The sequence below is a fragment of the Rhodanobacter sp. UC4451_H18 genome, from assembly GCF_052978225.1.
Genome location: NZ_CM129663.1, coordinates 744,106 through 762,777, shown reverse-complemented (window position 1 = coordinate 762,777; position 18,672 = coordinate 744,106). Strand labels below are relative to the sequence as shown.

The following is an 18,672-nucleotide window of genomic DNA, read 5'->3' as shown; positions in this document are numbered from 1 at the left end:
TTCACGCTGGTCGAAGTGCTGGTCGCCATGACGATCGTCGCGGTGTCGCTGCTTGCCGCGTTGCGCGTGGCCACGCAGGGCGTCAGCCATGTCGACGAACTGCGTGGGCGACTGCTGGCCGGGTGGGTCGCGGCCGATCGCCTCGCCGAGCATCGTGCACGCGGCGACTGGTTGCCGGTCGGCGTGCGAACCGGTGTGCGGCACCAGGGCAATCTTGAACTCGGCTGGCGCGAGGAAGTATCCGCGACGCCGAATGCGGCATTCCATCGCGTCGACGTCTTCGTCTTCGTGCCGGCGCAGCCAGCGCACTTCCTTGCGCATTCCACGGGTTTTGTCGTGGATCCCGCGGAGAGCGGCCGATGAACGCCCACCGGTTTCGCGCTGCCCCCGGATTCACCTTGATCGAGCTGCTGTCGGCGCTGCTCGTTCTGTCGCTGCTCACGCTGATGGCCTATCGCGGACTTGGCGTGGTCATGGCGTCGCGCGACCGCATCCAGGCGGAATCCGCGCAATGGCGGCAGGCGGAGTCGTTCTTCGTCCGCTTTGCGCGCGATATACGGCTGGCCGCGCCGCGCCCGGTGCGCAGCGATGCCGGCACCTCGCCAGCGTGGCTTGGTCGACCCGATGCAGCACAGGCGCCACTGCTGGAGTTCACTCGGTTCGCCGGGACGGACGGCGTCGACGTACCGCGGCGCATCGGCTACGGAGTGAACGGCGCGCACCAGATCGAACTGTGGATCTGGCCGGGGCTCGACCTTGCCGCAACCACGCCGCCGACCCGCTACGTGGTACTCGATGACGTGACCCGCCTGAGCCTGCAATACCTCGGCCCCGCGTTGACCTGGAACAATACGTGGCCGACGACGCCGGCCGACCCCCCGCTGCCGCTGGCCGTACGCATGCAAGTGGTGCTCGGTTCGGGCGAAACCGTGGTGCGCGTGTTCGCGCTGCGCTCATGAACGCCGGGCAGCGCGGTGCGGCCTTGCTGATGGCGATGGCGATCATGGCGGTGGCTGCAGTGGCGGCAACGGCCATGCTGGTCGCGCTGAGCACGTGGTCGCGCCAGGCCGGGTTGGCCGCCGACCATGTCCAGGCCGAGGAACTGGTCACGGCGGGAGGCGACTGGGCTCGCGCAATGCTGTTCGACGACCGTCGCGCCAGCGGCGACGTCGACCACGCCGGAGAACCGTGGGCGCTGCGCCTGCCGCCGATCCCGTTCGAGAATGGCGAACTGGCCGGCCACATCGAGGACCAGCAAGGCCGGTTCAATCTCGACAACCTGGTCCGGAACGGCAAGCTCGATGTCACGCAGTACGCGCGTTTCCAGCGTCTGCTGGCCATCCTCGGCTTGCCGGCGGAGCTGGCCGATGCGCTCGCCAACTGGGTCGACGCCGACAGCGTGGCGCAGCCCGCCGGCGGGGCGGAGGATACGTACTACCGCGGGCTCGGCCATCCTCGTCTGGCCGCCAACCGGCCGCTCGTCGATCTGGACGAACTGGGTCTTGTACGTGGCTTCGACGCCAGTGTCCGCGCGCGCCTCGCGCCTTTCGTGACGGCGCTGCCGGCGACCACCGCGCTCAACGTGAACACGGCGTCCGCCGAGGTTCTCGCTGCCGTGGTCGATGGCCTGGACCTGGATTCGGCGCGGGTACTGGTCGCCCGCCGCAACGGAACTTTCTATCGCAACAACGCCGATTTCCTTGGCCAGCTCGGCAAGGACGCCACGGTACCCGGGCAGGACATCCGCGTCGGCAGCGATTACTTCCTGGTCACGCTGCGGGTGACTTACGGCAAGACGCAGGCCCGCAGCCAGCTGCTGTTGGCGCGGACGGACGCGGCGCGCTGGCCCGGCGTCGTATGGCGGAAGCTCCGATGAGTCTGCTGCGCATATTCTGTCCGCTGTCGGCGGCGCCCACGTCATGCCGATGGGTGCTGCTGGACGAGCACGCCGGTGTGCATTCCGGAAGTGGGGCACTGGCACAGTTGCCGAACACGGCATCGCGGGTCGAACTGGTGCTTGCCGCCAGCCAGGTCTTGATCACCCGAACGCGATTGCCTCGAGTGGGCAGGCGCAGGTCCGCGGCGTTGCTGGCCTATGCAGCCGAGGAACAACTGGCATCCGACCCGGACGCCAACCAGGTGAGCATGCTGGGGCGGGTCGGGGACGACGACGTGCTCGCAGTGGTTGACCGGCAGCGGCTGCAAGGCTGGCGCGACGCGCTTGGCGCGGTCGGTATCCGCGTCGACGTCGTGTATTGCGAGACGCTGATGTTGCCGGTGCAGCAAGGGGAGTGGAGTCTTGCCTGGAGCGGGCAGGAAGGCTATGTGCGCATCGGCGAACTCGAGGGCGGCGCCACCGATTGCGGCGATCGGCAGACGCCGCCACTGGTGCTGCAGTTGCTGCTTGAGCAGGCGCGGGCGCGCGATGCCGTACCCGCGTCGATCGCGCTGCATGTGACGACGCCGGCGGCGCGGCCCGATCCGGAGGCATGGCAGCAAGGCCTGGGCGTCAGCGTCCGGTTCGCATCGGAACCGGATTGGCGCATGGCGCCGGCGTTGGCCGGCATCCGGATCGATCAGGAACGCGGGCACTGGCGCCCGTCCGTCGCCATGCTCGCACGCTGGCGACACATCGGCTGGATTCTGCTCGCGGCGCTGCTGCTGCATTCGGCAGCCTTGCTGGTCGATCGCGTGCGGCTGGCGAGCGAACAGCATGACCTTCGCCAGCAGATGGAGGCGCGCTTCCGCGCGCTGTTCCCCGACGCCGTCGCGGTGGCCGACCCGGCATTGCAGATGCGGCGGCAACTGGCCCAGGCACGGCGCGCCGCGAACCAGCCGGATGGCGGCGATTTCCCGGCCATGCTCGGCAAGGTGGCAGCAGCGTTGGCGGAGGTGCCGGCCGCGGAGCTGCGCGCGCTGTCGTATGAGGACGGACGCATGGTGCTGGAGTTCGCCGCTGCGGACGGCGCGCTCACGCGTCGCGTCGAGGCTCGCCTGGCGCAGGCCGGGTTGGATGTCGACGCGCCGCAGGAGGCGCGTCGTGCCGGGCGCGGCACCGTCACGCTGACCCTGAGGTCGCCATGAAGCATGCCTTGAACCGACTGTGGGCGGCGCGATCCCCGCGGGAACGTGGGCTGGTTGCCGTCGTGGCGATCTGCCTTGGGCTGGTGGCGTATGCGTGGCTGCTGTACGCGACGACACAGGCGCGCTTGCGGCTGCTGCCGGCGGTCGCCCAGCTGCGTGCAGACGCGATGCGTCAGAGCGGGCAGGCGGACGAGATCGTGCGCCTGCGCGCGATGCCACCGCTGCCTGCGTCGACGACGGACCTGCGCCAGCTGGTGCAACGCCAGGTCGACGCCAGCGGACTGACCCGTTCGCTGGCGAGCATCGAGCTGCCGGATGCGCGCCACGTGAAGCTGGTATTCGCCAATGTGGCCTTCGCCGACTGGCTGGGTTGGGCAGACACCATGCGCGCGCAGCAGCTGCGCCCTGTCGCAGTGCGGATCGAATCCGGTTCCGCGCCCGGCCAGGTGGGCGTGACCGTCACCCTGGAGCGCCCTGGCCGATGACGCGCCGACTGACATGGCGGGGACCGATTGCCAGCGTCTGCGTGGCGATGGCGGCCTATGCGGCGTTTCTGGTCCTGCTGGCGCCAGCTACGCTGCTCGATGCGGGCCTGCGGCGCGCCAGCGCCGGGAAGCTGCGTCTTGCGCAGGCGCACGGCAGCCTGTGGTCCGGCAGCGGGCGGCTGGAGATCCGCGATGGTGCCGGGTCGGGCGGCGTCGGCAAGGATCTTTCCTGGACGCTGCAACCGCGGGCCCTGTGGCGCGGGCGCCTCGACTTCGAGGTCGCCATCGATCACGCCGACCGGGGCTTCCCCGTGCGCATCTCGGCGCACAGTATCGAGGTATCAAGCGTCGACTTCTCCTTGCCGGCCAGTGCGCTTGGCCTCGCCGTGCCTCGCATGGCGCCGCTCGGCCCGCGCGGCGATCTCGCCCTCCATGTCACGCAGTTCTCGCGTTCCGGCGACACCGTTTCGGCCGATGCTGTCGTTACGTGGAAGGATGCCGGTTCCGCCCTGACCCGGGTCGCACCGCTCGGCACCTACGAACTTCGTGTCCACGGCAATGCGGGATTGTTGAAGGCGACATTGCGTACCGGCAGCGGGCCGCTCCATCTCGACGGCAGCGGGTCCTGGCGCGGCGACGGCCCCGCGACGTTTTCCGCCACCGCGCGGGTCGATGCGCAGCAGCGCCCGCAACTGGCGCCGCTGTTGCGGCTGATCGCCGTCGAGCGCGACAACGGCGATTTCGACCTGCAACTCGGCCCGCCGCTCGGCGGCGCACCCGCCGGCGCGCGGCCATGAGTTTCCGGCGGGCCATCGACATGGGAACCCTGTTGTCCCCGCGACCATCCAACCCGTGCAGGCAGAGGGAACAAAGGCATGTTGTCCGGACGATCGAATCTTGCGCGAACGGCGCTCGGCGCTGCATCGAAAGCCGGCGCGCTGTCGTTGCTCGGTCTCGTGCTGGCGTACTGGACCTGGGCGTGGTGCGCGCCGGCACCGCTGCCGCGGGCCATGGAGATTTCCGGGCCGGCCGATCGCCTCGCTGCTGCCGGCAACCTGTTTGGCCGGCTGCCCGCCGATGCGCAGGCCGAGGTGCCGTCCGGGCTGGCGATCAGGCTGCTGGGCGTCATGGCTGCCGAGCCGCAGGGCGCCGGCTACGCGCTGCTGCAACTCGATGCGAAGAAAACCCGACTGGCCCGTGCCGGCGAGTATCTCGCGCCGGGCATCCGGCTCGAGAAGGTACTTCCCCAGCAGGTGATCCTGCAGCGCAACGGATCGCGCGAAACGCTGGCCTGGCCACACCCCTCCCAAGCCCCTGCCACCACCACGAGCACTTCCCGATGAAACGCCATGGGTCAACTTCCCCCTGCGGGCAGCCATGAACCAGCACACGCTGCAAGCGGCCATCGTGGCCGTGGCCTTGTCCTGCGCGTACGTTCCGGCGTTGCGCGCGATGGCACAGGCGGCGGAAAGTCCGGCGCCGGTCAAGACCGTCACGCTCAATTTCGTCGATGCGGACATCGAGGGTGTGGTGAAGGCGATGGCGGAAGTCACCGGCAAGAACTTCGTGCTTGATCCGCGCGTCAAGGGCACCGTCAACATCATCTCGGCGCGGCCGGTGGCACGCGATACCGTGTACGAGGTATTCCTGTCGGCCTTGCGCCTGCAAGGTTTCGCGGCGGTGGAGGACCACGGCCTGGTCAAGATCCTGCCGGAGGCGGACGCCAAGCAGCACAGCAACGTCCAGTCGAGCCGACACCCCGGCAGCGACGGACTGCAGACGCGGGTGTTTGCCCTGGCGCATCAGTCGGCGGTGCAACTGGTGCCTACGCTGCGTCCCCTGGTGGCGCCGAACAACACCATCACCGCGCTGCAGGACAGCAACTCGCTGGTCATCACCGACTACGCCAGCAACCTCGAACGGCTGGCGGGCATCATTGCCGCCGTCGACCAGCCGGACGAGGCCGGCGCGACGATGATTGTCCTGCAGCATGCTTCCGCGCTGGACGCAGCGCGGACCATCAACAATCTGTTTGCGGCAGCGCCGCAGGCGTTGCAGACGCTGCAGGGAACGGACCCGACCCAGCGCGTGGCAGTCATCGCCGATGCCCGCTCCAACAGCCTGCTGGTGCGCGCGGCCGATCCGGCGCGACTTGCCCAGGTCCGGAAATTCGCCGCACTGCTCGACTCCCCGACCAGTGCCGCCGGCAACGTTCACGTCGTCTACCTGAAGAACGCCGAGGCCGTGCAGCTCGCGGAGACCTTGCGCGGCATCTACTCCGGCAGCGCATCATCGCCGGGACAGATATCCGGCGCGGCGGCGCCAGCCGAGGCGGTGTCGCCGAATGCGACTGCCGGTGTTGCCATCGGCGGCGGCGCGCAGGCGGCATCGGGCGGCGGCGGCATGCCGGCGACGGGAGACGCCATGCCGCAAGCTGCAACCGTGCCAGGCATCATCCAGGCGGACGCCGCCACCAACTCGATCATCATCACGGCGCCCGATGCGGTCTACAACAACCTGCGCGCGGTGGTGGAAAAACTCGATGCGCGGCGGCTGCAGGTCTATGTCGAGGCGCTCGTGGTCGAGCTTACGGCGAACAAGGCCGGCGAGTTCGGCATCCAGTGGCAAGACCTCGGCGGCATCGGCGAGTCGGGTACGCATGTGTTCGGCGGCACCAACTTCGGCGGGGCGGGGCGGAACATCATCGGCATCGCGCAGAACCAGGCCAGCGCCGGCCCCGGGCTGAACATCGGCACGGTGCACGGCAGCGTGACGGTGGGTGGCGTTCAGGTCCTCAACCTCGGCCTGCTCGCGCGTGCACTGGAAACGGACAGCAACGCCAACATCCTGTCGACGCCGACCCTGCTCACCCTCGACAACGAGGAGGCGAAGATCGTGGTTGGCCAGAACGTCCCGTTCATCACCGGCCAGTACGCAGTTTCGGGTGCGGCAACCACGCCGTCGCCGTTCCAGACCATCGAGCGCAAGGATGTCGGGCTGACCCTGAGGATTCGCCCGCAGATATCCGAAGGCGGAGTCGTGCGCCTGCAGATCTACCAGGAGGTTTCGAGCATTGCCGACACCGCCAATCCCGCCGGGGTCATCACCAACACGCGCTCGATCGAGTCGACTGTTCTGGTCGACGACGGACAGATCATCGTGCTCGGCGGGCTGATGCAGGATTCCGTCAACGGCGGCGTAGCCAAGGTTCCGCTGCTGGGCAGTCTGCCGTTGCTCGGCGGCCTGTTCCGCTACAACAACCACTCGCGTACCAAGACCAATCTGATGGTATTCCTGCGCCCGACCGTCCTGCGTGACGCACAGGGGGCGGGTGCCTTGACCGGCGAACGCTACGACTACATCCGTGGTCAGCAGATCCACGCCGAGCCGACTCGCGGCGCAGTGCGCGGCAACGATCCTTCGCCACTGTTGCCACCCCTGCCGCCGGCATCGGCCGGCCAGGACAATCGGCGGTGATCGCGGGATGCTGACGAAGCCGCCCGTGCCGTATGCCTTCGCCAAGGCCAACGGCATCGCCGTCACCGGACTTGGCGACGGTGTCGCCGAAGTCGTCGTGCGCCATGGCGCGTCGGCTGGCGCGCTGGCCGAGCTGCGACGCGCACTCGGCGTGCCCATTCGTGCGCAGCGCGTCGGCACAGGCGAGTTCGACGAGCGCATCGCCACCTTGTACAACGGCGCCGACGAAGGCGCGGCTGCGCTGGCGGACGACCTCGCACAAGACATGGATCTGTCCCGGTTGCTGCAGGAAATACCGCGCGTCGAGGACCTGCTGGACAGCCAGAACGACGCGCCGCTGATCCGCCTGATCAACGCCTTGCTGACCCAGGCGTTGCGCGAAGGCGCTTCGGACATCCACATCGAACCGTTCGAGTCGCGCTCGGTGGTTCGGCTGCGCATCGACGGTACGTTGCGCGATCTGATCGAGCCCGCACGCGCGCTGCATACGGCCATCGTGTCGCGCGTGAAGATCATGGCGCAGCTCGATATCGCCGAGAAACGCCTGCCGCAGGACGGCCGCATCGCGCTGCGCGCCGCCGGCAAGCCGATCGACGTGCGGGTGTCGACGATCCCGACCGGCCACGGCGAGCGTGTCGTGCTGCGCCTGCTGGACAAGCAGGCCGGCCGGCTCGAACTGTCCCGGCTGGGCATGGACCCGCCCACCCTCGCGCAAGTGGACGCGCTGATCCGCGAGCCGCACGGCATCATCCTGGTGACCGGTCCCACGGGTTCCGGCAAGACCACCACGCTGTATGCCGCGCTGTCGCGGCTGGATCCCAAGGCGCTCAACATCATGACCGTCGAGGATCCGATCGAGTACGACCTCGACGGCATCAACCAGACGCAGACCAACAGCCGCGTCGACATGAGCTTCGCGCGTGCCCTGCGCACCATCCTTCGCCAGGACCCGGACGTGATCATGATCGGCGAAATCCGCGACCTGGAGAGCGCGCAGATCGCGATCCAGGCCAGCCTCACCGGGCATCTGGTGCTCACCACGCTGCATACGAACGACGCGGTGAGCGCCGTCACCAGGCTGGTCGACATGGGCGTCGAGCCCTTTCTGCTTGCGTCCAGCCTGATCGGCATCGGCGCCCAGCGCCTGGTGCGCAAGCTCTGCGTGGAATGTCGTGTGCCACTGGCAGCCGATGCCATGCAGTTGCGCAGCCTCGGTCTGGCGTCTGCACCGGGCAATTTCCATGCGGCGGTCGGTTGCCCTGCGTGCAACCGCTCCGGCTACAAGGGCCGTACCGGCATCTACGAATGGCTCACGGTCGATGACGAGCTCCGCAAGCTCATCCACGACCGGGTGGACGAGCAGACGCTGCGCGAACACGCCGGCGCGCATGGCATGGGTTCGCTGCGCGACGACGGCATGCGACTGGCCGCCGAAGGCACGGTGAGCCTGGAGGAAGTGCTGCGCGTCACCCGCGAGCGGTAGCACCATGGAGGCGTTCCGTTACCGGGCACTCGATGCCGCCGGTCATCCCAGGTCCGGCCTGGTGCAGGCGGATTCACCGCGTCAGGCCCGCACCCAGTTGCGCACCCGGGGCTTGTATCCGGAGCGCGTCGAGCGTGTTCGCAACCGGGAGCGCGCGGCGCCGCCCTGGTCACGCGGCATCCCTGCGGCCGAACTGAGCCTGCTCACCCGCCAGCTGGCCACGCTGCTCGCTTCCGGCCTCACGATGGAGCATGCATTGGCCGCGCTGATCGAGGAGGTTCCGGCGCCGAAGACGCGGGAAGTACTTGGTGGCGTCAAGGCCGAGGTCACCGCTGGCCTGTCGCTCGCCGGCGCCATGGGCAGCTACGGGCGGGATTTCCCCGGTTATTACCGCGCGCTGGTGCGCGGTGGCGAGGAATCGGGCGCGTTGCCGGACGTGCTGCAACACCTTGCCGACTACCTGGAGGCGCGTCAGGCGCTGCGCCAGAAGACCAGTCTCGCCCTGCTGTATCCGGCGCTGGTCACCTTCGTGGCGATCTGCGTGGTTGCCGGATTGCTGGTCTACGTCGTGCCGCAGATCGTGCAGGTTTTCCAGCAGTCCCGACAGAGCCTGCCGCTGCTCACCCGGGGGCTGATTGCGGTCTCGGATTTCCTGCGCGGAGCGGGGCCTTGCCTCGTCGTCATCGGCCTCTGCGCCGCAGTCGGCGTGCGGGCCGTTCTCCAGCGCGAGCGCCACCGGCGCCGCTGGCACGCTCTGGCGTTGCGCTTGCCCTGGCTCGGATCGGTCATTCGGAGTCTGAATGCCTCGCGCTTCGCCAGTACGCTGGCCATCCTCGTCGGCGGTGGCGTGCCCTTGCTCGCGGCACTCGACTACGGTGCGCAAGCCATGTCCAACCTGGTCATGCAAGGCGGCATCAAGGCTGCCATTGAGCGCGTGCGCGAAGGCGATACGCTGACACGCGCGCTGGATGCCGCGCATGTCTTTCCACCGCTGATGATCCACCTGGTCGGCAGCGGCGAAGCCAGCGGCAAACTGGAACACATGCTCGAACGCGCCGCACAGCTCGAAATGCAGGCTCTCGAACGACGTCTGGCGGTTCTGCTGACGTTGCTCGAACCGATGATGATCCTGGTCATGGGCGGCGTCGTGCTGATGATCGTGCTGGCTATCCTGCTGCCGATCATGGAAATCAACCAGCTGGTGCATTGAAATGCATGTGGTCCCTGATCCCGCCCACCTCTCCTGGTGTCGGGTCGACGGGCGCGTGCGGACGCGTCATTCCATTACGCGCAAGCGGGCCGTACCGTCGGCGCGGCCGTGAAGGTAGGCCAGTTGCTCGTGGCGACGGGCCAGCGCGTCCAGCGTCGCCCGGTCGGGACCGGTCACGAACAGGCTGGGCTCATGCCAGCCGCTGGTGCCGATGCCGATCCCCGGACGGATCGCCGCCCCCGGCCATTCGCGCAATGCGGCGAACAGCTGCTCCTGCGCAGCGAGGTTGTCCGCCAGGTCGCGCGGTTCGCCGCGCGGGTTCCACGCCGTGATGAACCCCCAGGCCTGGGCACCGACCAGCGCGTGCAGCGCAACCGGCAACGGCTGGTCGATGCGGATATCGGCCCATTCCACAGGGTCGAGGCAGACCAGGTAACGAGTGGCGCGGAAGGCGGCAAGCAGCGATTCATCCATGGCGCAGTGGCGGCAGCGGCGGCAGGCGGGAGCGCAACAGACTCGCCGCGGCGTCCAGGTCGATGTCCGCAACCCGGGGCGTGTCGCGCAGCAATTGTTCCAGCAGTTCATCCTGTGCGCGGCCGCGTGCAAGCGCGTAGGCGTAGGGCACGTGGGTGAACGTCACCAGGCGATAGCGCGCCATGTAGTGGCCGGGAATGCGCTCGGCCAGCTTCGCGCCGAGTTCGCGCTTGGCCAGGTAGTGCGGATCGGCCACCGAGTCGCGCATCTCGATGTAGTTCTCCACCGCCATCGCGGCGATCGCGTCGGCGTTCGGCTGGCGCACGCGCTGGAATTCGGCGAACACGTCGGCGCTGTCGTCCGGCGCCCCGGCCAGCAGGTCCGCGAGCACCACGGTGTCCTCGAAGCCGCAGTTCATGCCCTGGCCGTGGAACGGCACGATCGCGTGCGCCGCGTCGCCGAGCAGCAGCGCGCGGCCGTCCAGGTGCCAGCGCTCGAGGTACAGCGTGGACAGCGTGCCGACCGGGTGGCTGTCGAAATCCTCTCCGAAGCGCGGGATCAGCGGCAGCAGGCCCGGGAACTGCTCGCGGAAGAATGCGCCCGCGGCCGTGGCGTCGGGCAGGGTGGCGAAGCTCGGCGCGGCGCCCTGCGCCGGCAGGAACAGGGTGACGGTGAAGCTGCCCTCGGTATTCGGCAGCGCGATGCACATGTAGCCGCCGCGCGGCCAGATGTGCAGCGCGTGCGGCTCCAGCGCGAACTGGTCGCGGCCGCCGCTGTGCTGCAGCACCGCGGCCGGCAACTCGCCGGCTGGCGGGATCTCCAGTTCCTTGTAGCCGTGGCCGAGCGACTCGATCCGCTCGCCCAGCGGCGCCTGCGCGTTCATCGCCGCGCGCACCGCGGAGCCGGCGCCGTCGGCGCCGACCAGCAGCCCGGCATCCAGTTCACGCTGCACGCCCGCCTCATCGGCGAGCCGGATGCGCTGACGCCCGAAGTCGGCGCCGACCAGCGACTGGCCGAAATGAAAGCGCACGCCGGCCGCCTCGGCCGCATCCAGCAGCAGCATGTTCAGCGCGCCGCGCGAGACCGACCAGATCACCTCGCTGTCGTCCACGCCGTAGCGCTGCAGGCCGCTGTTGCCATCGCGGTCGTGCACCATGCGCCCGCGCATCATCACCGCGCGCTGCAGCACGTCGTCGGCCAGGCCGGCCGTGCGCAGCGCCTGCAGGCCGCGCTCGGCCAGCGCCAGGTTGATCGAGCGACCACCCAGGAAACCGCTCAGTCGCGGATCGGGGCGCTTTTCGAAGACGTCGACGGCGAAACCGCGCCGGGCCAACTGCTGCGCCAGCAAGGCGCCGACCAGGCCGCCGCCGATGAGGGTGATGGGTTGCTGCGCCATGCTGCGGTCCGGAGAAGGAATCCGCACACTGTTCCGCAAGCGCCGCGCGACTGCAATCCCGGATCGTCCGTTTCGTGCCGGCATGCCTCCGGCAGGCTGTCGCGGCAACGAGAAGGGCCGGCCCTTGCGGACCGGCCCTCGTTCAACGGCAGGCTTGCCGGTTGCCTACTGGCAGGTCACGCCGACGGCATTGAATGCCGCCACCACGTCGCTGCGCGAGTAGCCGTAGTCGTCCGCCGCGTTCTCCACGCCGCAGGCACCGGCGTTGAACGTGGAGGTGGCCGACCAGTACATCGCGTTGGCGTGCGCGAAGACTTCGAAGGCCTTCCTGGTGTTCCAGTTGGACGACTTGGCCAGCGTGCAGAACGCCTTGTTGTAGACACCGCTGGAATAGTGCACGTCCAGCGAGCTGGTGTAGTTCGCCGCGTTGTCGATCGAGGCGCCGTCCAGCTTCGGCGTGCACATCCAGCGCAGCGCGGTGCCGTTCTTGATGATCTCCGCGCCCACCAGCCAGTCGTTGTGGCCGCGGTCGAAGTACTCGGCCGCTTCGCCTGCCATGTCCGAGAACGCCTCGTTCATGCCGCCGGACTGGCCGGAATACTGCAGGCCGGAGTTCTGCTCGGTGAAGCCGTGGCTGATTTCGTGGCTGGTGACGTCCAGCGAGGTCAGCGGATAGAAGTAGCTGGCGCCGTCGCCGAAGTTCATCGACGAGCCGTTCCAGAACGCGTTCTCGTAGTTGCGGCCGTAGTGCACGTTCATCACCAGCGAGAAGCTCAGCGGCGGCGCGCCGAGCCAGTTGTTGTACATGTCGTGCACGACGCTGCCGAAATGGTGTGCGTCGTTGATCGGCGAATAGGCCCCGTTCACGGCATCGCCGCTGCTGTTCGGGCAGATGAAGCTCCACAGCGTGCCCGTGCGCGTGCTTTTCGCCATGTTGTTGGTCTTCACGTCCGGGTTCTGCATGTAGCAAGTGGAACCGGACTGGGTGACGGCAAGCGCCGCATAGTCGGTGCCGTAGAAATACTGGCCGGTCTTCTGGTTGCCGCCGGCGCCGGTGGCCAGTGCCGGCGTGCCGGTGCTGCCGCCACCGCCGCCGCCCGGCTTGCCCTTGGTGGTGAGGCCGTCCCAGGACTCGATCACTTCCCCGGTGTTGGCGTCGATGATCGCCATCGGGCGCGTCGGCTGACCGCTGCGATCGACGAAGAACGAGGTGAGATAGGCGAGACGGGCGCGGTTGCCCTCGGCGTAGACGTACAGATCGCTCTTCGCGTTCTGGATGTCGCTGTCGCGAATGCCGTTGACGCCGATGCCGAGCGGCAACAGGCCGGCGTGCGCGCGCAGCAGGCCGATGGCGCGAGTGCCGTTGATGGCGGGGGCGACCGAGGCGATGTCGTGGCCGATGCCGCGGGAAATCTCGCCGCTGACGCCGAGCACGTTGCCGCTGCCGTCACGTTCCACCACGACCTGGCGACCGTATACCGGTATGCCGCGGAACGTCTGCTGTTCGCGGGTTTTCACGGTGCCGTGGGTGGTGCGTGCCTGCAGTCGCGGCGACAGCGCGGCGTCGGCATCCAGGCCGATGCGGTTGGCCAGGGCGGCGGGCGCGAGCTTGCCCATGGATGGCGCCTGCACGCGTGCGTGCGTTGCTGCGCCGGCATCGGACATGACGGTCAGGCCGATGGCGCCCAGCAGCGCCGCGGCAAGTGGTTTTTGCATCATCAGTGGTTCCCCTCCTCGTGATTTGAAAAGACGCCCGGCAGGTTTCCCTGCCGGTGCGTCTTGCAGTCCGGTGCGCGAGGAGTCCCCCCCAGGACAGACGGCGACCGGATCGCAGGAAACTACGACTTCTTGCCATTTCCGGTCAATGACCGGGTTCCAGGGCCGCACGGACGCGGCGTCGCGACGCAGGAAGTTTCGGCCGGGTCAGCGCGGCCGCCGAGGTGCAAGGGATACGGCATCTGCGTGAATCATTCTCATTTGCAGTTGATGCGCTCATTCGCGACAATGGCGCCTTCCGTTTTTCCGTCGCCCCTGGCCGGGCGCTGCCTGGAATCCGCTTCGCCATGCATACGCATTGTCGTCGTCCATCTTCGTTCTGCCTTGCCTGGTTGCTGGGCCTGGGCATGCTCGTCGTCGCGGCCACGGCGACGGCAGCCGCACCCGCGCCTGCCGCGGACAAGGCGCAGACGATCGTGCACATGCTCGATTACATCAGCGTGGACTACCCCCAGTTCGTGCGCGACGGCAAGGTGCTCGACCAGAGCGAGTACGCCGAGCAGCTCGAATTCGCCACGCAGTCGCTGGCGTTGCTGCAGCAGTTGCCGGCACAGACGGGGCAGGCGGAACTGGTGGGCAAGGCGCAGGCCCTGCGCGCGGCGATCGCGACGAAGACCGATGGCAAGGCGGTGGCCGCGGCGGCCAATGCGTTGCGTTGGGACATCATCCGCGTCTGGCAGCTGAGCGTGGCGCCTCGGCAGGCGCCGGACCTTGCCGCGGGTGCGCGCCTGTATGCCGCCGATTGCGCCGCCTGCCACGGCGTCAGCGGCCATGGCGACGGCGTGCTGGCAGCCGGGCTCGATCCGGTGCCCAGCAATTTCCACGATGCGGCAAGGATGGATGCGCGCAGCATCTACGGGCTGTACAACACCATCACGCTGGGCGTGGCCGGCACGCCGATGCGGCCGTTCCCGGAACTGTCCGAGGCCGAGCGCTGGTCACTCGCGTTCTACGTCGCCGGCCTGCGCGCCACGCCCGCGCAGTTGCAGGCCGGGGCCACGGCTTGGCAGCAAGGCATCGGCAAGGCGCAGTTCAAGGACTTCGGCGACCTGGTGACGCGGGCGCCGAATGACGTGGCGCAGCGCGAAGGCGCGCAACTGGTGGCAGTGCAGGCTTACCTGGCCGCCCATCCGGCGTCGATCCAGGCCGCGGCACCCACGCCGATGGCAACCACCCGCGACAAGCTCGACGCCAGCCTCGACGCCTATCGCCGCGGCGATCGCGACATGGCGCGGCAACTGGCCATCGGTGCCTACCTGGAAGGTTTCGAACTGGTCGAGGCCAGCCTGGACAACGTCGACGCCCCGCTGCGGCGCGAGGTGGAGACCCGGATGATGGCCTTGCGCACGACCATCGCCCAGGGGCCGCCGGTGGCTGAGGTCGCCGCGCAGGTCAAGCGCATCGACGGCCTGCTCGACCGTGCCGAACAGGAGCTTGCGGCGGGCGAGCTGTCGCCGCTGACGGCCTTCCTCAGCGCGCTGCTGATCCTGCTGCGCGAGGGTCTGGAGGCCATCCTGGTGCTGGCGGCGATCATCGCGTTCGTGCACAAGACCGGGCGCCGCGATGCGATGCCGTACATCCACTTCGGCTGGATGGCGGCGGTGCTGCTGGGCACGGCGACGTGGGTGGTATCGAGCTATCTGCTGGCGATCTCCGGCGCCAATCGCGAGGTCACCGAGGGCGTCACCGCGCTGATCGCCGCGGCGATGCTGCTGTACGTCGGCTACTGGCTGCACAGCAAATCGTACGCGCAGGCATGGAGCGCGTTCATCCGCACGCGGGTGAATGCCGCGCTGGGCAAGGGCACCTTGTGGGCGATGGCCGGCGTGGCGTTCCTGGCCGTGTACCGCGAGCTGTTCGAGATCGTGCTGTTCTACCAGACCCTGTGGGTGCAGGTGGGCAGCGAGGGGCAGCACTACGTGATCGCCGGCATGCTCACGGCGGCGCTGCTGCTGGCGCTGGTGGCCTGGGCGATCCTGAAGTACAGCGTGCGCCTGCCGATCGGGCCGTTCTTCACTGCGACCTCGGCCTTGCTGGCGCTGCTGGCGGTGGTGTTTGCCGGCAACGGCATTGCCGCCTTGCAGGAGGCCGGCGTGGTCGGCGCCGACGCCGTGTCGTTCGTCTCGATCCCGTTGCTGGGCATTCACCCGACGCTGCAGGGCCTGCTGGCCCAGGCGTTGGCGCTGGCGCTGACCGCCGGCGGCGTGTGGCTGGCGCGGCGGCAGGCACTTGCTGCCGCCCGCAACGCGGGTTGAGCCGGGACGCTCAGAAGCTCATGAAGTAACCGCCGTTCACCGGCAGGTTGGCGCCGGTGATGTAGCCGGCGTCGTCGGCGGCGAGGAAAGCCACGGCGCGGGCGATGTCCGCCGGCGAGCCGAGCCGGCCGACCGGAATGCCGGCGATGATCTGGGCGCGGATGTCGTCGGGCACGGCCGCCACCATCGGCGTGTCGCAGTAGCCGGGCGAGACGGTGTTGACGGTGATGCCCTTGCGCGCGGTCTCGCGCGCCAGCGCCATGCTGAAGCCATGCACGCCGGCCTTGGCTGCCGAGTAGTTGGTCTGGCCGAACTGGCCGGTCTGTCCGTTGACCGAGCTGATGTTGACGATGCGACCGAAGCCGCGCGCGCTCATGCCGTCGACCACGTGGCGGCAGATGTTGAACACGCCGTCCAGATTCACCTGCATCAGCTCGTGCCATTGCTGCGGGCTCATCTTGCGCAGGCTGGCGTCGCGGGTGATGCCGGCGGCGTTGACCACGATGTCGACGCTGCCGTGGCGGTTTTCGACCTGCGCGAGCGCCTGCCGGCAACTTTCGAAATCGCTGACGTCGAGCGGTGCGAACTCGACCGCGCCACCGAATTCGGAGAGTTCGTGGTGGAAGGCGGCGACCCGTTCGGTGCGCGCAGCCAGATCGAGCGCCACCACCTGGCGCCCGGCGCGGGCAAGGTGGCGGCAGATTTCGGTGCCCAATCCGCCGATGCCGCCGGTGACGATGGCAACGCGTCGTGGAGTGTCGGTCTGATTCATCGGGATCGCTTCGCTGGCCGGCTCACGCTGCGTGGCAGCACATGTTGTGCTGCAGCGTCCGGGAAAGGTTGGGGCGCCGGCGACGGAGCGGGGCCGTCGCGGCGCGCGGGATTCAGCCGGGCTTCTTGCCGCTGCGCGTGCCGGCCGGCGGCGGGGTCGGCATCACCTTGGCGGCGGTGTCCATCAGCCCGCGCTGCATTGCCTGGAACGCCGCCATGTTGCGCTCGGTCAGGTCGTTCAGCGTGTTCCAGGGGGTTTGCCCCATGAGGTTGTTGAGCTGGCTGCGGAACTGGGTCTGCTGGTCGAGGAACACCTGCAGGCTGCGCTCCAGATAGGGGCCCATGAAGCCCTGCAGCGAGTCGCCGTAGAAGCGGATGATCTGGCTGAGCAACTGCGGCGACAGCATCGGCTGCCCCTTGTCCTCGTGCTCGGAGATGATCTGCAGCAGCACCGAACGGGTCAGATCCTCGCCGCTCTTGGCGTCGCGGACCTCGAAATCCTCGTTGTCCAGCACCAGCTGGCGGACTTCCTCCAGCGTGATGTAGCTGGAGATCTCGGTGTCGTAGAGACGCCGGTTCGGGTACTTCTTGATGATGCGTTTGTTTTGTGCCATGCGCCACAAGCTAGCAGAAGATATTGCGGCGCACCAGTCGGCGCCGCCGTTTCATGCTGCGGCATCCGGGCGCAGCAAATCCGCCTGTTTCAGTGCCCCGGGGCACCGCCGGCATTGCCGAACGGCGGGCGCGCCAGCCACAGCAGCGGGATCATGGCGAGGAACAGCACGGCGCAAACGAGGTAGACGTCATTGACCGACAAGGTCAGCGCCTCGCGGGTGATCAACTGGTCGACCACATCCAGCCCCTGCCGCATGGAAAAGCCGCCGTGCTCCAGGTGCTGCAGGAAACTGGTCGCGGCGGGCGCCGCCGGCGTGATGTGTTCGGTCAGCACGGCATGGTGGTATTCGCCGCGATGCTGCCACAGCGTCACCGTGGCCGCGGTCGAGACGCTCGACGCCAGCGTGCGGCAGAAGTTGGCCAGGCCCGAGGCGCTGGCGACCTGGTCCGGGTTCAGGCCGGACAGGTACATCTGGTTGAGCGGGATGAAGAAGCAGGCGATGCCGATGCCCATCACGAAGCGCGGCAGCACCAGGGTGCCGAACGAGGCGGAGCTGTCGAAGCTGGCGAACCAGAACGAGGTCACCGCGAACACGATGAAGGCGAACGTCACCACCGCGCGCAGCTCCAGCCGCTGGATGTTGGCGCCGATCACCGGTGCCATCAGGAACGCCAGCACGCCCACCGGCGCGCTGGCCAGGCCGGCCCAGGTGGCGGTGTAGCCGAGGTCGATCTGCAGCCACAGCGGAAACACCACATTGATGCCGAAGAACGCCATCATGCCCAGCGACAGCGCCACCACGGCCACGGTGAAGTTGCGCCGCTTGAACAGCGCCAGTTCGACCACCGGATGTCTGGCGTGCAGCTCCCACACGATCAGGAAGGTGAGGCAGACCAGCGCGATGATGCCCAGGGTCAGGATCATCGGCGAGGCGAACCAGTCGTGGTCGTTGCCGTTGTCCAGCATGAACTGCAGCGCGCCCACGCCGACCACCAGCAGCACCAGCCCGATCACGTCGATCGGCATCTTGAAGGTTTTCGTCTCGCGTTTGTGCAGCAGCGCCCAGGTAATCAACGCGGCCAGCGCACCCACCGGCACGTTGATGTAGAAGATCCACGGCCACGAGAAATTGTCGGTCAGCCAGCCGCCGAGGATCGGGCCGAAGATCGGCGCCACCACTACCGTCATTGCCCACAGCGCCAGCGCCATGCCCTGTTTCGCCTTCGGGTAGCTCGACAGCAGCAGGGCCAGCGACAGCGCCACCATCGGGCCGGAGCCCGCGCCCTGCAGCAGGCGGCAGATCACCAGCATCGGCATGCTGGTAGCCATGCCGCAGAGCATCGAGAACAGCACGAACAGCGTCACCGAGCTGATGAAGGTGCGCACCTCGCCGAAGCGTCGCGCCAGCCAGCCGGTCAGCGGCTGCATGATCGCGCTGGCCAGCGCGTAGGAGCTGATCGTCCAGGTGCCCTCGCTGGGACTCACGCCGAGGCTGCCGGCGATGTGCGGCACCGAGACGTTGACGATGGTCATGTCCAGCACTTCCATGAAGGTGCTGAAGGCGACCGCGATGGTCAGCAGGACCAGGGCGCCGCCTTGCAGCGGCTTCAGGGGCGTGGTGTCGTCGGGCGTGGCGGCCATCGGC

Annotated in this window: 17 protein-coding genes; 11 read left to right on the top strand and 6 right to left on the bottom strand. The window is 68.3% G+C overall.

Translation table 11 applies throughout. The features are described from left to right. Positions 1-27: 27 nt before the first annotated feature. The 10 genes from ACVCMG_RS03750 (at position 28) to gspF (ending at position 9,739) form a co-directional block, all read left to right on the top strand. On the top strand, positions 28-363 hold the full coding sequence (locus ACVCMG_RS03750; RefSeq protein ID WP_447114906.1) for a type II secretion system protein GspI: 336 nt from the start codon (positions 28-30) through the stop codon (positions 361-363). Then, positions 360-959 (top strand): type II secretion system minor pseudopilin GspJ, encoded by a 600-nt coding sequence (gspJ, locus tag ACVCMG_RS03745; RefSeq protein ID WP_447114905.1) that lies wholly within the window; start codon positions 360-362, stop codon positions 957-959. Before ACVCMG_RS03750 ends, gspJ begins: the two co-directional genes overlap by 4 nt. After that, positions 956-1,876 carry a type II secretion system minor pseudopilin GspK gene (gene gspK, locus ACVCMG_RS03740; protein ID WP_447114904.1) on the top strand — a complete coding sequence of 307 codons (921 nt, stop codon included), beginning with the start codon at positions 956-958 and terminating at the stop codon, positions 1,874-1,876. The genes gspJ and gspK overlap by 4 nt, the downstream gene beginning before the upstream one ends. Then, the gene (gene gspL, locus ACVCMG_RS03735) at positions 1,873-3,084 is read left to right on the top strand and encodes a type II secretion system protein GspL (protein ID WP_447114903.1); all 1,212 of its coding nucleotides are present in this window, start codon (positions 1,873-1,875) and stop codon (positions 3,082-3,084) included. Before gspK ends, gspL begins: the two co-directional genes overlap by 4 nt. 62 nt (positions 3,085-3,146) lie before the next feature. Beyond that, on the top strand, positions 3,147-3,569 hold the full coding sequence (gene gspM / locus ACVCMG_RS03730) for a type II secretion system protein GspM (protein WP_447099548.1): 423 nt from the start codon (positions 3,147-3,149) through the stop codon (positions 3,567-3,569). Further along, complete coding sequence (locus ACVCMG_RS03725) at positions 3,566-4,366, top strand: type II secretion system protein N (RefSeq protein ID WP_447105977.1); 801 nt, start codon at positions 3,566-3,568, stop codon at positions 4,364-4,366. Before gspM ends, ACVCMG_RS03725 begins: the two co-directional genes overlap by 4 nt. 78 nt (positions 4,367-4,444) lie before the next feature. Beyond that, complete coding sequence (locus tag ACVCMG_RS03720; protein ID WP_395117919.1) at positions 4,445-4,912, top strand: type II secretion system protein N; 468 nt, start codon at positions 4,445-4,447, stop codon at positions 4,910-4,912. 34 nt (positions 4,913-4,946) lie between these two features. Continuing rightward, on the top strand, positions 4,947-7,046 hold the full coding sequence (gene gspD / locus ACVCMG_RS03715; protein WP_447114902.1) for a type II secretion system secretin GspD: 2,100 nt from the start codon (positions 4,947-4,949) through the stop codon (positions 7,044-7,046). 7 nt (positions 7,047-7,053) lie between these two features. Next, complete coding sequence (gspE, locus tag ACVCMG_RS03710) at positions 7,054-8,529, top strand: type II secretion system ATPase GspE (protein ID WP_395117923.1); 1,476 nt, start codon at positions 7,054-7,056, stop codon at positions 8,527-8,529. A gap of 4 nt (positions 8,530-8,533) precedes the next feature. Next, positions 8,534-9,739 (top strand): type II secretion system inner membrane protein GspF, encoded by a 1,206-nt coding sequence (gene gspF, locus ACVCMG_RS03705; RefSeq protein WP_447114901.1) that lies wholly within the window; start codon positions 8,534-8,536, stop codon positions 9,737-9,739. Between the two features lie 66 nt (positions 9,740-9,805). Here the strand turns inward: gspF and ACVCMG_RS03700 are convergent, their stop codons facing one another. The 3 genes from ACVCMG_RS03700 to ACVCMG_RS03690 all read right to left on the bottom strand — a co-directional run bounded on the left by ACVCMG_RS03700 (position 9,806) and on the right by ACVCMG_RS03690 (position 13,328). Then, the gene (locus ACVCMG_RS03700; protein WP_395117927.1) at positions 9,806-10,213 is read right to left on the bottom strand and encodes a DUF3293 domain-containing protein; all 408 of its coding nucleotides are present in this window, start codon (positions 10,211-10,213) and stop codon (positions 9,806-9,808) included. Next, on the bottom strand, positions 10,206-11,609 hold the full coding sequence (locus ACVCMG_RS03695) for an FAD-dependent oxidoreductase (protein ID WP_447105982.1): 1,404 nt from the start codon (positions 11,607-11,609) through the stop codon (positions 10,206-10,208). The genes ACVCMG_RS03700 and ACVCMG_RS03695 overlap by 8 nt, the downstream gene beginning before the upstream one ends. Before the next feature lie 165 nt (positions 11,610-11,774). Then, positions 11,775-13,328 carry a M4 family metallopeptidase gene (locus ACVCMG_RS03690; protein WP_447114900.1) on the bottom strand — a complete coding sequence of 518 codons (1,554 nt, stop codon included), beginning with the start codon at positions 13,326-13,328 and terminating at the stop codon, positions 11,775-11,777. A gap of 344 nt (positions 13,329-13,672) precedes the next feature. Between ACVCMG_RS03690 and ACVCMG_RS03685 the strand changes: the two genes are divergently transcribed. Next, positions 13,673-15,640 (top strand): cytochrome c/FTR1 family iron permease, encoded by a 1,968-nt coding sequence (locus ACVCMG_RS03685; protein ID WP_447114899.1) that lies wholly within the window; start codon positions 13,673-13,675, stop codon positions 15,638-15,640. Positions 15,641-15,650: 10 nt separating this feature from the next. On the opposite strand, the gene phbB is transcribed toward ACVCMG_RS03685, so the two are convergent. From phbB to ACVCMG_RS03670, 3 genes are all read right to left on the bottom strand, one after another. After that, entirely contained in the window at positions 15,651-16,412 is a 762-nt protein-coding gene (gene phbB, locus ACVCMG_RS03680) for an acetoacetyl-CoA reductase (RefSeq protein ID WP_395117935.1), read from the bottom strand. A 112-nt stretch (positions 16,413-16,524) separates the two neighbouring features. Then, entirely contained in the window at positions 16,525-17,025 is a 501-nt protein-coding gene (gene phaR, locus ACVCMG_RS03675; RefSeq protein ID WP_395117937.1) for a polyhydroxyalkanoate synthesis repressor PhaR, read from the bottom strand. Positions 17,026-17,114: 89 nt separating this feature from the next. Further along, complete coding sequence (locus tag ACVCMG_RS03670) at positions 17,115-18,668, bottom strand: DHA2 family efflux MFS transporter permease subunit (protein ID WP_395117939.1); 1,554 nt, start codon at positions 18,666-18,668, stop codon at positions 17,115-17,117. Between the last annotated feature and the right edge of the window lie 4 nt (positions 18,669-18,672).

Bases quoted from the DNA above. Each gene is read 5' to 3' on its own strand.
- gspJ (WP_447114905.1), top strand. From the start codon at position 360: ATGAACGCCCACCGGTTTCGCGCTGCCCCCGGATTCACCTTGATCGAG.
- gspL (WP_447114903.1), top strand. From the start codon at position 1,873: ATGAGTCTGCTGCGCATATTCTGTCCGCTGTCGGCGGCGCCCACGTCA.
- gspD (WP_447114902.1), top strand. From the start codon at position 4,947: ATGAACCAGCACACGCTGCAAGCGGCCATCGTGGCCGTGGCCTTGTCC.
- phbB (WP_395117935.1), bottom strand. From the start codon at position 16,412: ATGAATCAGACCGACACTCCACGACGCGTTGCCATCGTCACCGGCGGC.
- phaR (WP_395117937.1), bottom strand. From the start codon at position 17,025: ATGGCACAAAACAAACGCATCATCAAGAAGTACCCGAACCGGCGTCTC.
- gspE (WP_395117923.1), top strand. From the start codon at position 7,054: ATGCTGACGAAGCCGCCCGTGCCGTATGCCTTCGCCAAGGCCAACGGC.
- ACVCMG_RS03750 (WP_447114906.1), top strand. From the start codon at position 28: ATGACGATCGTCGCGGTGTCGCTGCTTGCCGCGTTGCGCGTGGCCACG.
- ACVCMG_RS03685 (WP_447114899.1), top strand. From the start codon at position 13,673: ATGCATACGCATTGTCGTCGTCCATCTTCGTTCTGCCTTGCCTGGTTG.
- ACVCMG_RS03670 (WP_395117939.1), bottom strand. From the start codon at position 18,668: ATGGCCGCCACGCCCGACGACACCACGCCCCTGAAGCCGCTGCAAGGC.
- ACVCMG_RS03725 (WP_447105977.1), top strand. From the start codon at position 3,566: ATGACGCGCCGACTGACATGGCGGGGACCGATTGCCAGCGTCTGCGTG.
- ACVCMG_RS03700 (WP_395117927.1), bottom strand. From the start codon at position 10,213: ATGGATGAATCGCTGCTTGCCGCCTTCCGCGCCACTCGTTACCTGGTC.
- ACVCMG_RS03690 (WP_447114900.1), bottom strand. From the start codon at position 13,328: ATGATGCAAAAACCACTTGCCGCGGCGCTGCTGGGCGCCATCGGCCTG.
- ACVCMG_RS03695 (WP_447105982.1), bottom strand. From the start codon at position 11,609: ATGGCGCAGCAACCCATCACCCTCATCGGCGGCGGCCTGGTCGGCGCC.
- gspF (WP_447114901.1), top strand. From the start codon at position 8,534: ATGGAGGCGTTCCGTTACCGGGCACTCGATGCCGCCGGTCATCCCAGG.
- gspK (WP_447114904.1), top strand. From the start codon at position 956: ATGAACGCCGGGCAGCGCGGTGCGGCCTTGCTGATGGCGATGGCGATC.
- ACVCMG_RS03720 (WP_395117919.1), top strand. From the start codon at position 4,445: ATGTTGTCCGGACGATCGAATCTTGCGCGAACGGCGCTCGGCGCTGCA.